Source organism: Jeongeupia naejangsanensis, from assembly GCF_016865585.1.
Taxonomy (GTDB): Bacteria; Pseudomonadota; Gammaproteobacteria; order Burkholderiales; family Chitinibacteraceae; genus Jeongeupia; species Jeongeupia naejangsanensis.
The window spans coordinates 65,608-78,603 of record NZ_JAESND010000001.1 but is presented as its reverse complement, the minus strand read 5'-3'; the positions used below and the strand labels follow the sequence as shown (position 1 = coordinate 78,603).

The 12,996-nt window shown below is 58.4% G+C and carries 17 protein-coding genes; 6 read left to right on the top strand and 11 right to left on the bottom strand.

All coding sequences use genetic code 11. The features are described from left to right. Positions 1-440 precede the first annotated feature (440 nt). Complete coding sequence (locus JMJ54_RS00380) at positions 441-2,069, top strand: EAL domain-containing protein (RefSeq protein WP_203535974.1); 1,629 nt, start codon at positions 441-443, stop codon at positions 2,067-2,069. A 12-nt stretch (positions 2,070-2,081) separates the two neighbouring features. Here JMJ54_RS00380 and JMJ54_RS00375 read toward each other — a convergent pair whose 3' ends face one another. The 8 genes from JMJ54_RS00375 to JMJ54_RS00340 all read right to left on the bottom strand — a co-directional run bounded on the left by JMJ54_RS00375 (position 2,082) and on the right by JMJ54_RS00340 (position 5,815). Beyond that, on the bottom strand, positions 2,082-2,708 hold the full coding sequence (locus JMJ54_RS00375) for a hypothetical protein (RefSeq protein ID WP_203535973.1): 627 nt from the start codon (positions 2,706-2,708) through the stop codon (positions 2,082-2,084). A 4-nt stretch (positions 2,709-2,712) separates the two neighbouring features. Then, positions 2,713-2,853, bottom strand: a complete 141-nt coding sequence (locus tag JMJ54_RS00370) for a hypothetical protein (protein ID WP_203535972.1) — start codon at positions 2,851-2,853, stop codon at positions 2,713-2,715. Positions 2,854-2,970: 117 nt separating this feature from the next. Next, the gene (locus JMJ54_RS00365; RefSeq protein ID WP_203535971.1) at positions 2,971-3,432 is read right to left on the bottom strand and encodes a hypothetical protein; all 462 of its coding nucleotides are present in this window, start codon (positions 3,430-3,432) and stop codon (positions 2,971-2,973) included. Between the two features lie 66 nt (positions 3,433-3,498). After that, the gene (locus JMJ54_RS00360) at positions 3,499-4,086 is read right to left on the bottom strand and encodes a hypothetical protein (protein ID WP_203535970.1); all 588 of its coding nucleotides are present in this window, start codon (positions 4,084-4,086) and stop codon (positions 3,499-3,501) included. Next, on the bottom strand, positions 4,086-4,283 hold the full coding sequence (locus JMJ54_RS00355) for a hypothetical protein (protein ID WP_203535969.1): 198 nt from the start codon (positions 4,281-4,283) through the stop codon (positions 4,086-4,088). Before JMJ54_RS00355 ends, JMJ54_RS00360 begins: the two co-directional genes overlap by 1 nt. A gap of 132 nt (positions 4,284-4,415) precedes the next feature. After that, on the bottom strand, positions 4,416-5,042 hold the full coding sequence (locus tag JMJ54_RS00350; protein ID WP_203535968.1) for a hypothetical protein: 627 nt from the start codon (positions 5,040-5,042) through the stop codon (positions 4,416-4,418). Then, positions 5,039-5,347, bottom strand: a complete 309-nt coding sequence (locus tag JMJ54_RS00345) for a hypothetical protein (protein ID WP_203535967.1) — start codon at positions 5,345-5,347, stop codon at positions 5,039-5,041. Before JMJ54_RS00345 ends, JMJ54_RS00350 begins: the two co-directional genes overlap by 4 nt. Positions 5,348-5,359: 12 nt before the next feature. Further along, on the bottom strand, positions 5,360-5,815 hold the full coding sequence (locus JMJ54_RS00340; protein WP_203535966.1) for a phage regulatory CII family protein: 456 nt from the start codon (positions 5,813-5,815) through the stop codon (positions 5,360-5,362). A gap of 152 nt (positions 5,816-5,967) precedes the next feature. Here JMJ54_RS00340 and JMJ54_RS00335 point away from each other — a divergent pair, with 152 nt between their 5' ends. The 4 genes from JMJ54_RS00335 to JMJ54_RS00320 all read left to right on the top strand — a co-directional run bounded on the left by JMJ54_RS00335 (position 5,968) and on the right by JMJ54_RS00320 (position 8,679). Then, the gene (locus JMJ54_RS00335) at positions 5,968-6,486 is read left to right on the top strand and encodes a helix-turn-helix domain-containing protein (RefSeq protein ID WP_203535965.1); all 519 of its coding nucleotides are present in this window, start codon (positions 5,968-5,970) and stop codon (positions 6,484-6,486) included. A gap of 198 nt (positions 6,487-6,684) precedes the next feature. After that, positions 6,685-6,921, top strand: coding sequence for a hypothetical protein (locus JMJ54_RS00330; protein ID WP_203535964.1), 237 nt, complete (start codon positions 6,685-6,687; stop codon positions 6,919-6,921). Between the two features lie 185 nt (positions 6,922-7,106). Beyond that, positions 7,107-7,346, top strand: coding sequence for a hypothetical protein (locus JMJ54_RS00325; protein WP_203535963.1), 240 nt, complete (start codon positions 7,107-7,109; stop codon positions 7,344-7,346). Positions 7,347-7,506: 160 nt separating this feature from the next. After that, positions 7,507-8,679 carry a tyrosine-type recombinase/integrase gene (locus JMJ54_RS00320; RefSeq protein WP_203535962.1) on the top strand — a complete coding sequence of 391 codons (1,173 nt, stop codon included), beginning with the start codon at positions 7,507-7,509 and terminating at the stop codon, positions 8,677-8,679. Positions 8,680-9,129: 450 nt separating this feature from the next. Here the strand turns inward: JMJ54_RS00320 and JMJ54_RS19585 are convergent, their stop codons facing one another. The 3 genes from JMJ54_RS19585 to JMJ54_RS00305 all read right to left on the bottom strand — a co-directional run bounded on the left by JMJ54_RS19585 (position 9,130) and on the right by JMJ54_RS00305 (position 11,272). After that, on the bottom strand, positions 9,130-9,468 hold the full coding sequence (locus tag JMJ54_RS19585; RefSeq protein ID WP_373310130.1) for an HNH endonuclease: 339 nt from the start codon (positions 9,466-9,468) through the stop codon (positions 9,130-9,132). 523 nt (positions 9,469-9,991) lie between these two features. Then, positions 9,992-10,519: a hypothetical protein gene (locus tag JMJ54_RS00310; protein ID WP_203535960.1), complete on the bottom strand. Its 528-nt coding sequence runs from the start codon at positions 10,517-10,519 to the stop codon at positions 9,992-9,994. An 84-nt stretch (positions 10,520-10,603) separates the two neighbouring features. Further along, the gene (locus JMJ54_RS00305) at positions 10,604-11,272 is read right to left on the bottom strand and encodes a hypothetical protein (RefSeq protein WP_203535959.1); all 669 of its coding nucleotides are present in this window, start codon (positions 11,270-11,272) and stop codon (positions 10,604-10,606) included. 461 nt (positions 11,273-11,733) lie between these two features. On the opposite strand from JMJ54_RS00305, the gene dcm reads away from it, so the two are divergent. Continuing rightward, positions 11,734-12,987, top strand: coding sequence for a DNA (cytosine-5-)-methyltransferase (dcm, locus tag JMJ54_RS00300; protein ID WP_238999814.1), 1,254 nt, complete (start codon positions 11,734-11,736; stop codon positions 12,985-12,987). Positions 12,988-12,996: the final 9 nt, after the last annotated feature.

Genomic DNA, 12,996 nt, shown 5'->3' with positions numbered 1-12,996 from the left:
AGCACCTCATTGACCGGAGCTATCGGTAAAGCCCTGTTAAGTTGTTAAGTGTTAAGCAATTCCGGAAAACCGGACCGCTGCGGACCATCGGGGCCGCGATACCCGTGCGGGCCGCCCCGCCCGGAAGGACCCGAGCGCGCAGCAACCGCACCACCTCAGAAAGTCCTGATTGACCCGCGCCCCGTCCCGGCCCAGTCTGGACGGCGCTCCCGTCGATGGTGGCCGGTCTGTCTCCCGAGTGTGACCGATTGCACCCGGCTGCCACCGAACGGGGGCCTTCAATGGCAAAAGAGCCGCAACACCCTGCGTCAAAGCCCCCATCGCTCAGTGCCTGTCTACCTACAAGTGCTGGCAGCAGTGCCCTCGGAAGATTTCTCCGGGGGCAAGCCGTAGTTGACTACGATGAAAGTACGCAGCCCCAGGCCCTGTTGATCGCCCTCATGCCACGCCGCCTCGCTTTTTTTCTGTTTCGAAGCCCTACGTACACTGGCAGCGAACTCCCTCAAGCGAGGCCGGGTCGCTGGGCTTGGCCGCGTTTGTTGATCTCGTTGCTGGTTGCACTACCACTGCCTCTCCTTGGCCTCGGTGTCGGGGTATTTCAGGCGCAGCGACAACTGCAACGACAGGCAGAGCGATCGGTCGCAGAGACGATCGAACGACTGGACCAGATTCTGGACAGCAGCAGGCAGGCTGCGGAAAGTGTCCAGAGCCTGATTAGCGAGACCTGCAACGTAGACAACCAGCATCTTCTGCAATGGAGAGCAGCAACGAATCCCTACGTCCGGTCGATCAACCTGGCTCGGGGTGGCCGGCTGTATTGCTCTTCACTGCTTGGCCCCATCAGTCTGGATCTCGAAACATCGACCTTCGTCGATGGCCGGTTGCGCCTGATGGCCGGCAACTTCGCCACTCCGGACATACCGCTACTCGTGCTTCGTTACTCGGCCAACGGCGGCTCGGCGATGGCTGTCGTCGACAGCCGATATCTCCGTGCAGTACTGCAACTGGCCATACAGGAAGGCGATCTCTATCTGAAAGTCGGCAATTTGCGGATGGGTCTGGATGGTCGCGTCAGCAATGCGCCGATCCCGGAGCTCAGCGAAGCCTTCGCCCAGCGCGCTTCCAACAGCCACCCCTACACGGTCATAGCCGGCTCGCCGACAGGATCAGTCGAAAACCATCTGCTCAACTACACCCTGCCGTTTCTGGCGTTAACCGCAGCGGGAGGACTGTTCGTCGGTCTGATCTGCTACCGCCTGCTCGGCCGTCCCAGTTCACCACGGACCATCTTGCGGCGTGCGCTCGAGGCGAAGCAGTTCGAACCGTTCCTGCAGCCGATCGTCGATGCCTGCGACGGCCGTTGGGTAGGCGCCGAAGTGCTGATGCGCTGGCGACTGCCAGGCGAAGGACTGATCCGGCCCGACCTGTTCATTCCGATGGCCGAACGGACCGGACTGATCCTGCCAATGACTCGCGACCTGATGCAGCAGGTTGCTGCAGTGCTTGCGCCGCACGCAGCGGACCTGCCACCGCACTGCCACCTTGGCTTCAACATCAGCGCGGCCCACTGTCGCGACCCGCAGTTGCTCGATGACTGTCGCAGCTTTCTTGCCGCCTTCCCGCCCGGCAGCATCGAGCTGTGGCTGGAGCTGACCGAGCGAGAACTGATCGAGCCGACCGAAGAATCCGACCAACTGTTCCAGCAGCTCAGCGCCATCGGCGTCAAGGTGGCGATTGACGACTTCGGTATCGGTCACGCCAGCCTCAACTATCTGCAGCGCTTCAAGGTTGATGCCCTGAAGATCGACCAGAGCTTCGTCCAGCACATCGGCGCCGACACACTGTCGGGTCATCTGCTCGACACGCTGGTCGAGCTCGCCACCCGGCTCGACATCGACCTGGTGGCCGAAGGTGTCGAGACAAAAGCACAACTCGACTACCTGCAGGCACTCGGTATCCCCTATCTGCAGGGCTACCTCTTTGGCCGGCCGATGCCGGCCCACGAGTTCATGCCGGCGCTGCATCAGCACCGCAACGCGGTAGGCGACACGATCGATCACCAGCAGTAAACGGTGCCAGCATCATCGCCCGGTAGCCTGGCGCCGTGATTGCGCGATCGCCCGAGCCATGTTGGTCCCGAACAGCTTCGGGAATACTACGTTGGCGATCCGGTCGCCAGTCTCGCGCAGCTTCAGGCGCGCATCGACCTCGACTTCGTCCTCGAGCACGTACATCACCTGCACCTGGCCGCGACGGCGCAGACACAGCAGATCGAGCCCGTCGCGGGTGCGGATCTGGAACAGCGCGCCGGCGAGGTTCTCCGGCCAGTTCTTCTTCGGCACCACGCCGTGCGGCTTGCCACCGCGCGCCTCGTCGGTCGGAATGGCCAGCTTGCCCTTCCATCGCCAGACCTGCGTGTCCTGGCTGCGTTTTTCGCCGCCATACTCCTGCCGCCCCATGAACTTGTCGCGGCTGTAGACCCTGGCCGAAAGCCGGCTCTTGCGGGCCGGCTCAATGCGGATACCGTTGATGATCCACTTTCGGCTGATCGCGAACCGCTTCGGCATGTCCGCCCTGACCTGCTGCTGCACCGCTTGCGCGGCCTGCGTCAGCGACTTTGCCGTGGCGAATGGCAGTTGCTTCCTGCCGAGCTCCGTCAATTGCCGCTCGACTGCACCGAAGTCGAAATCCAGCGTCAGGAACGACATCGTGTCAGTCGAGATCAGCCAGTAGCTTGCGCGCCCGCAACCAGCTGTCGGCTTCGCATTCGGCGATCACGTCGGCATCAGACGGCACCACGGTGTCGATCATTTTGCGGCCGTCTGCACGGCGAAACAGGTAGTAGGTTTGCATGGGACTCTTCCGGAAATGACAAAGCCCGCGCAAGGCGGGCTCGGGTTGGTCGGCGGTCGACCCGGAAAAGCAAAAACCCCGCGCATCGCTGCGGCGGGGTTTGGCGGTTCGATTCTATCAGGCGTGCGAAACCACCCGGTCCTGGGTCGTGGCGCGCCGAAGCGGTATCGAATTGTTGAGCGAAAGATAGCGAATCATCTTCGTCGGCGTCAACGGTTTTAAATCCGTTGCCTCAAAGTCATTCCAGCGCATCTGGAAGGCCTCCTCGGCATGCTTCACATGCGCCATATAGTCTCGATACGGCAGCCGCAACTCCCGAACCGTGCGGGAGGGATTGACCCGCCGCACATGGTGATGCCGCAGCAATTTCCCCAGTTGCGGCGACATGACGCTGACCACTGCTTCGGTCCGCATTGCCCTGTCTTCGTCGACACGCTGGCGACCGCAGGACATGCCACGCTGGGCCTTTTCCTCTGGGGACAGGTACATCGACAACACTGGTGCCCGTCCTTCGATCATCGGCAGACCACGCAACCAAGCGGACCAGTTGTCCAGCAAATCCATCTGTACTTCAACCATCATTGCCTCCGATATTGCCCCGGAGATCACCTAGCCCGATCGTTGCCGGGCTTTGTTGTGTCCTGCTCAGGCCGCTTTCGCAGCCAGCATTTCCTTCAGTTGCGCCACCGAGGCGGCAGCCACCGCGGCATTGCCGCGCTTGTATTCGGGCGGCGGTACGTTCGCCGGTACCGCCGGGCAAGTACTCGCCAGCCGCTTCGACAACAGCCGTACCCAATCGCCTTTGCTGCGCCCCCAGCGTGCCGCCGCAATGCGGTTCAGACCGAAGTCCCGTGCCGCCCAGTAGATCGCCGGCTGGCTCCACACGGCAGCACCGAGCAGCACCAGCGGTGCCTGTACCCGGGCCTCGTCGAACGCGGCGGCGAAGTCGATCGCCGGCAACACCATGTCGGCCAGTTCGGCCAGCGACGGCGGCACCGAGTCGGCCCGCACAGTGGCCAGCAGCCGGTCGAGCACCGGCTTGAGCATCCGGTACTGGATGCCGCGGGCGTAGAACAGCGCGGCAGCCGACTCGCCCCACACCACCTGTGAGGCCTCGTCCGGAAACTGCAAACGCCACTTGGTGCCATACACCGCGGCGAACCGTTCCCACAGCACCCGCACGGCCACGAAGCCATCGGCACCAGCCGGCCGCAACCATGGATTGCGGGCCATCAGCACCCTCCCGCATCGACGTGCGCAACCCGCATTGCCTGCCGGCCGATCCCGGCCGCCTGCAGCACCGCCTCGCGGAACAGCTGCGGCTGGGCGAAGTCCTTCTCGAACAGCCCGAAGGCTTCACCTTTGGACTGGATGCCGGACCAGGACTCGAACCACGGTTTGCCTGCCGCACCGGCTGCAGTCAGCGGCACGACGTTCGATGAGCGTGCCGTCTGCAGGACCTTGGCCAGATACGCCAGCGGCAGCGCTTCCGGTACCGGCTTGTACTTGCGCGCCGTGGCTACTGCCGAACGGAGTTCGTCGATCGAGACCCCGGCGCTGGCTCAGCTGCGCAGCTGGGCATGACGGGGTGACACCGGAATGCCGGAATCGCGCAGCACCGTCGCCAGTGCACCAAGCGTTTCCTGGTCTTCACTACCCGATCCCGTCTCGTCGGCAACGGCACCATCTGCTCCCTTGGTCGATTCCACAGATGATGATGATTCGGAGAGTAAAAACCCGACCTCTGATGTGTGCCGCTCATCGCTACCTGAGGGGTGCCGCTCATTGGCGCCAAGTCCTGTATTGACGCGGGTTACAGCCCGCCCTTCATCCCTGCCCTTCATCTGCCCCTCGGATTTCGGACGCACGTCGGCCAGCGTTGCCAACGGGAGTGAAAAAACGAGGTGCTTCGGGTCGTGTTTGCGCACCACTAGGCCCAGCCGTTCGAAGCGTTCGAGCGCACAACGCAGACGCTTCTCGGTGGGTTTGACGGCCTTGGCCCGGCTGCAGGCCTCCGGGTGGCTCTCCACCGCTTCGGAGAGGCTCTGGTACGAGATGCCGCGAGCGCGGCCCACGATGCCGGTCTGGTAGTCCATATGCCAGCGCAGACCCAGCACGTACAGCTTGAAGTCGAACGGATCGAGGTATTCGAGCGCAGTACGCTCGGCATCGGAGATCAGCACACTCATGCGGCCCACCTCGTCCGAGGCAACAGCACCACGTCGAACACCCGCAGATCACCACGACTCTCGATCACACCCGCATTCAGCAGCTCGGCCAGTACCGCCCGCAGCTCCTCGAACACCAGCGGACGGCCCAAGGCCGGGACCGGTCCCACCAGCGACGCCAGCTGGTTCAACATCGACTGCCTCGGCCCGGTGACGTGCGCGTCGCGCAGATCCACCAGTCGCAACAGCCCGGCCACATACACCCGCTTCGCCAGATCCGAGCAGCGCTTCAGTGCCCGTGCCTCGACATGCGTTACCGCAATCATCGCCAGTCTCCCTCAGCCCACCTGCAACAGCATGCCGGCACCCACGGTCAGCAAACGACGCAGGTGCTGCTCGATCCGCTTGCGCTCGGCCGGACTCAGTTGCTCGCCCCACTCGCTGTCAGGCGCTTCGGCCCGGGCAATCTCGCCGCCGGTGTCGCCGCACTCCTTCGCCAGCAGGCAGAACTCGCGCGACAGCTCGCGCAGCGAGCGATGCCCTTCCGGCAACGGCACCGTCACGTAGCCGCACAGCGACGCCAGTGCATCCGCGATCACCGGACTCTGCATCCGGTCGGTGATTTCGGCGGCCTCGGTCAACGTCAGCTGGTTGGCGTCGTTATTGGGGTTTAGCTTGTTGGCGAAGATGGCCTGATTCTTGTGCATCACGGCTGCCAGTCCGGCGATGCCGTTGTGATGGCCCTTGGCCAGCATCTGGCCCGCTGCGACGACGTGGCGGTATGCCTGTTTCATTGGGCGCCTCCTCGGAACATGGTGAAAAAGGACGCTGCGTCGCCGACAATGGCAGTGCAGCAGGAAGAAAAAAGCCGGTGTGACCGGCGAAGGCCACGGCGGGGCACGCTGTGGCGGTGGGAAACCAATCGAACTTCGCACGAATAATAGCAATGCTATTTATTCAAAACAATAGCAATGCGCTTTGCGTTCAACCGAGAACTACAAGTAGCGTTGTTAATATGTCTCGTAGAAAACTTACCTCTGAGGAAGCACGGGCAGCCGAAAGGCTCACCGCGTTGTTTCTCGCCCAGAAGGAAAAAACCGGTCTATCTCAACTGGCTCTCGCGCTCGCATGCGGATGGCAGACCCAAGGCACCGTTAGCCAGTATCTACTTGGAAAAATCCCCCTCAACGCCGAAGCTGTAGTGCGGTTCGCGAATTTTTTCAAAGTGCCTCCCGCTGAGATCTATCCTGAACTGGCAAGCGGCTTGGGTATGACAACGACCCCAAACTTGGACCAGTACTCCCAGTCTGCTTCAACCACGTCGGTCAGCCCCAAGGCACAAGAACTCATCGAATTGATTGCCGAGTTGGACAGGCGGAACATCCTCAGCGCAGATGCGATAGATGCAGTGAAAACCTTACTTTCTTCCATCGCAGCAGCCCCCTCATCCTCGACCAATAGCTGAAAGTTACCCCAGCTACGCCTTGTCCTGAGTGACCCCCTAAGCAACGGCACGGCTAGTATCGTTGCTATTTACACACAATAGCATTGCTATTATATTCTGCCAAATCAGCCCAGCGCAGCAGGTGCCCGGGCGGTTTGTATGGCATGAGATCCACCTGCTGCGCACCACTTCGGCCGACACGCCGGAAAGGTCCGCAACATGAGCCCCACTCACCTCATTCCTCGTTCGAATTACCCGCAGCGACAATCTCCCACGACGTGCAACGCCACCGTTCTCGCCCTGATGGTCGGCGATGGATTGGTAGTCGAGCTGATGAATCCCATCCTTGCAGCCGGCTACCGGATCTCAAATGGCATCGACACTCGCTTCTATGTCTTGAAGTACGTTGAGACCGCCAGAGGGACCGATGGCGAGCACATGAGGGCGGCAGCATGATTTTCGCCCTTCAAATCATCGTCACCGCAGCATGCTTCGCCCTCGCCCTGACAATCTGTGCCGCGTGCAGCACGCCTGCCCCACCCACTCGACAAGATCACCGCGGCCATCACGATATTCAGCCTGCTGGGTATCTGGACGATCGTCATGGACCTCATCAACACCATCGGCGCCGAGAGTGCGCCATGAACGCGCATGCAGAAGCCGCACGGCTGGCGAATACGCCATGGCGAGCGAACGCACTGTTGTCGGCATCACCCGCACGCCTGCACACCCATGATCTGGCCATCATTCGCGCACGGGGTTCTGAACTTGAAGTCCTGCGCAATCGCCGACGCGACCATCAAGTCGCTCGCGAACTGAAAACTGCGACCTGCGAGGTATGGCAATGGCGTCCGGCGCTCTCTTCGAGGAACGACGTATGACGACCATCAGATTCAAGACGATACGGCAGTTTTCGAAAGAGTCCGGGTACACCGAGTACGCCATTAGATCGAAGATCCACAACGGTGTATGGCTGATGGCGCAGGTCTGGATAAAAGCCCCCGACGGGCGAATTTTGATCGATATAGAGGGTTACAACCAATGGGCGGAAAGTGGCCGGGCGTCAACGCAGTCAGTGAAACGTCGATCGAAATCACCTTCTCCTATCGAGGCGTCCGCTGTCGTGAACGGATCAAGCTTCAGCCCACCCCCGCTAATCTGAAGCGGGTCGCCCAGCACCGCGCCGCAGTGCTCGAGGCGATCGCCTTGGGCACTTTCGACTACACGGTGACTTTTCCCGATTCCACTCGGGCACGCATGTTTGCGGAACGTCTCGGCCAAGTCGAAACGGTGGAAGACTATCTTTGCGCTTGGTTTGATCAGCAATCGTTGACGCTCAAAGCAAGTACGCTGCATGACTACCGGATGACTATCTTCAATCATCTGATTCCGGCGTTCGGTTCAATGCGCTTGAGTGACTTGAAGCGGCCGGTAATCCGTAACTGGTGCAATACGCTGACGGCCGGCAACAAGCGGATCGCCAACATGCTCAGCCCGCTACGGATTGCCCTGAACGATGCTGTCGACGACGAGATGATCGAAAGCAACCCGCTCCATGACTGGACCTATCGCCGCAAAACAGCGCCCCGACGGATTGACGACGTCGACCCGCTTTCGTCGAGCGAACAGACTTCAATACTGGCCAATCTGGAAGGTGCGGCCCGGAATCTGGTGCAGTTTGCATTCTGGACCGGCCTGCGGACCAGCGAGCTGATTGCACTGGAGTGGAAGGATATCGACTGGATACGAAGCGTAGCCAGGATCAACAAGGCGAAGACCGCCCACGCAAAGGAGCCTGAAACACCGAAAACGCGTGCAGGTGCACGCGAGGTCAAGCTGCTGCCCATGGCACTTCAGGCACTGGACGCTCAAAAGGAGCACTCGTTACTGCACCCGAGCGGGCTGATCTGGCTTAACCCGCGATCGAACCTGCCATGGAAAGGGCCGAATGGCATCCGGAAGTCGATTTGGTTGCCAGCGCTCGAGCGTGCCGGGGTTCGGTATCGTCGCCCTTATCAAACCCGCCACACCTACGCCAGCATGATGCTCAGTGCGGGCGAGGCACCCATGTGGGTTGCGGTACAGATGGGGCATGCCGACTGGACCATGATCGCCAGGGTTTACGGGCGCTGGCTCCCCGATGCGTCTCCACAGGCAGGCTTGAAGGCAAATGCAACATTTGGCCAAGACGCTGTTATTACGAACGGCTGTTGAGCGTTTTGGCTCGAACGGCTGGAGCTGACCCTATCAGCCCCAGCCGACCATGCGGAGCGCCAAGCTCCGACTCACCGATTTCGATCGCCGGTTTGAGCACGATGAATGGCAAGCGAATTGCTCGCGAGTGGGGCCATCTAAGCTCGCCGCAAAACCATTTACAAGCGCACCATTGCTAACACCCTCTTTGCTTTCGCACAAAATCTGCACGCTGTTGCAATGATTATTTGCTCCAAGGCAACTTCAAAAAATCACCGAACAAGCACTCAAAACCACCCGCCCATTTCTCGTTAAACACCATGCGCCGGCAAGCTATTCAAATCCCGTTTTTCAATATATTTAACGCATTTTCGCCACATCAAGCCTTGCGCACGACCACGATCCTTTGGTGGCTAAACTAACGGAAGTGGAAGTGGATGAAACCATTGTGCGGCGACAGAAAATTTTTAATCATGGCAAATCTCCCCAATGTTGCTCAACGTGACGTCTTCTCAGGAACTCGCTATTCGGCCATAATGCACAGTTGCTAGGCAAGTGGATTTTTCTTCCGTGCAGTGACTGCGTCACCGCCAAATCAGCTCTCGAGTATGGCCCATCCTTGCAATCGGGGTCGCAATACGACACCAGGAGGGAGCGAGTTATCGTCATGCATCCGGAATCGAATAGCCGATGGTGTAGCGAACATAGCAATACACCATTCGTCAGATTCATCCGTTCGCACTGCGTGGCATTGCGCCACGGCACTATATGCGCCGCCTCAAGGGCCTCAGGAAAACTGAACTCGCACATCGCACAGCGAGAGCCATATGCTTTCATTAAAGCGCTCCGAAAAATACGCTGCGCCATCCCGCGAACACGGACGATTGCATATACCTCTTGAGCGGAGGATGGTTCGTTGAGTAACCGCTGAACGAGTGTTTCAGGAGTGTCCTCGGGCCCAAACCTGCTAAACGGATTAGCATGTGAGTCCCAATTGAATGAAAATATGGCCTCGTATGCAGAGCTGATATTATCGGCATCCCACGCGATGAAACCCGTCCCAGGCAATTCAGTACCCTTACCAACCACAATTGCAGTGAGAGGCGGAAGGCCTGCGTCCATGCAGTACTGCTGGATCGGGTCAAGTGCATGCCTAACTGACAACGGATTAGTAGCGATTTGATTGGCGACATCGGTATATGTGAGCACTCGCGACTGACTAGCCGCGCGGATAAGCCCCCCCCAGACAACCCCCGCAGCCTGAAACCAATTTCGAGTCATGTTTTTTTCCAGTTTAGGTACCGAAATCTCTAGAACCGTCGAGGACACCAACTTAAAAACGGGGCTTTTGTGGCGACCCGTCCAGAGAGTCTCGTCGAATGACATTACTTACGAACAGAACAAGATTTTGATTGCCACGATCGGAGACATACTCCTGCCCCCTTCTAAGCAATCCGTGGGCACTTAAAACCTTGTGCATAGGCGCATTGTCAGAGCGTGAGGTTGCAAATGTATGTCGCCCTCCCGCTGCACCAAGTGCAGCCTTCACCAGTACATGTGAAAATCCGGCACCACGTGACGAAGGATGAACAAATACCCAGCCAAGCTCGAATTGGAACTCATTGGCTATGGTTGACGTCATTGCTTTTTGAAAGATCTTATTTCTGTAATTCCGCCCCGGCTTTTTGATCGCCGCAACACCTTTAAGGCAATTGTGCTGCAACAAGAAAACAAGTGCCTCATCCTTCTTAATGAGCATATCAAGACCCGCCGCCACCACCTCACCACCAGCAAGGACAAGAGTTGCGAAGTTTTGCAATTCTGCATCAGAACAATCACTGGGTTTTTTGATGACCACCATTTCAGCCCCCTACCAGTAACAACCGACCTCTAAATCGACTACAAGGCATTACTCATCACGAATTAAATGAGGAGCCACACACACTCATTCCCATGCCACATGACAGGCCAGGTAATCACTGATTACAATTTTTACCCAGTCTCCACGAGACTGACCCACTGAATACTTATAGCGACTTTCTTGTACGGTATACCACTGTTCATAAGCCATAGGCTTACCAGCAAACAAATTAACGAACGCACGACTACCAATTTCAGGATATAAATGGCTACAGTTGAGTGAAAGAAATAACTCCATTTGGAACTCTGACATACTTGGCATCGGAATTATTTCGAGTAAATCGGGCTCTTCTGTATGCCGAACTCCAAGCTCATATGCAATGTGTCCACGGGCCAGCTTCAATACAACTTCTTTCACTCGATCAAAATCAGGCTTCCATAACAACTGACCAGCCAAGTTCAAATCTTTACCACATTCTATTTTTCGCGCAATCAATGGCCTCGCCATCAGCGTAGCCCTGATTTTCTCTCTAAAACTGTTGCTTGGCGTGGTCGTGCCGTTTATGACGCACTCAAGTAAGCAGGCGAAATACTCTTCGGAAGCAGAAAACCCTTGATTGCACTTAACGCATGACTCAGCAACTGGGAGATTGTCTGGATATGGCTCATCTAACAGAATTTTTGAAGGGACATGATCACGGGAGTTTGCGACTGCGTCACAGTATGTGCAAACACCCTTCAAACGATCATCCATAAATAGCTGCCTAGCATCCATGCGCACAACACTCAACGAACAAGCACTTTGTTAATTATACGGACATCGCACACCCAACGTCGCAAATTCTTACTAAATTCACTATAAAAACCGAGGCGTGCGTTAATGAACCTTACCCGGCACACCTCAATACCAAAATCTGGGACAACTCGAACTAGCACGAGAGGTACGGCCAGACGAGTACCATAAGCGAAATGCCAGACCCAGCGGCCCAGCTTGAAGTATCTGCACCCGTCATAGTCGCATCAATGAAATGGCCTCCCGAACCCACGAGCAAGGAACGCCCTGCATAGCCCCACCCAAAAAACTGGCCTACATCCAGTCGACCGACCTGACAAAAATGCGGCGCCTAAAACCCCTGAAAAGAACGTTCGTTCACCAATATAATCCGGCAACGAACAAGGACGAAATGTCCGCTTTTTCACCCAGAGAACCGACTCATGAATGCTCCCGACCTCGACAGTATCCAGGCCATGCTCCGGATCCTGCGCAAGCAGAAATCCCAGGTCGAACTGGCCAAGGCGCTAGATGCCGATGTCCGCACCATCCGTCGCTGGGAAAACGGCGAGAGCGAACCACCCAAGTACGTGAAGCACGCGCTCAAGCAGCTGCTGCCCCCGGTGTTGCCGTTCGAGGATGACGACACATCGGATTTCCGCTTCATCGACCTGTTTGCCGGCATCGGCGGCATCCGGCAGGCCTTCGAGCGGGTCGGCGGCCGCTGCGTATTCACCAGCGAATGGGACAGCTACGCCCAGAAGACCTATGCCGAAAACTACCGCGGCGATGGCCACGAACTGAATGGCGACATCACGCGGGTAGCCGCCGGGGACATTCCGAACCACGATGTACTGCTGGCCGGCTTCCCCTGCCAGCCATTCTCCATCGCCGGCGTGTCGAAGAAGAACGCGCTCGGCCGGGCGCACGGTTTCGAGGATGAAACGCAGGGCACGCTGTTCTTCGACGTGGCGCGCATCATCAAGGACAAGCAGCCGCGCGCCTTCCTGCTCGAGAACGTCAAGAATCTGCTGTCGCATGACAAAGGCAGGACGTTCGACGTTATTCGCCGGACGCTCACCGAGGAGCTCGGCTACCACATCCACTATCGCGTCATCGACGGTGCCCATTTCACGCCGCAACACCGCGAGCGGATCCTGATTGTCGGCTTCCGCGAGCCAGTCGCGTTCGCATGGGATGCCATTCCCCTGCCCCCCAAGGGTTCGACGACCCTCAAGGACATCCTGCACAAGACCGATGGCAGCGAGCCGGTACTGTCCTGGGATGGCGACCGATTCTTCGACCGTGCCAACAACAAAGTGCCCGACAAGTACACGCTCACGCCCAAACTCTGGGCCTACTTGCAGGGCTATGCCGAAAAGCATCGTGCAAAGGGCAACGGCTTCGGCTTCGGTCTGGTCGGGCCGGACAGTGTGACTCGCACCCTCTCCGCCCGGTACTACAAGGACGGTTCGGAGATCCTGGTGTACCAGGGTGAAGGCAAAAATCCGCGCCGGCTTACGCCGCGTGAATGCGCCCGCCTCATGGGCTTCGACGACACCTTCCGTATTCCAGTCTCGGATACCCGTGCCTACAAACAGTTCGGCAACTCGGTCGTGGTCAACGTCATGGCTCACACGGCCCGGCTGATGCGCCAGTTCCTGGTGAACGACCTGCAGCCGGAGCTGCCGCTCTAGCGCCGCGCA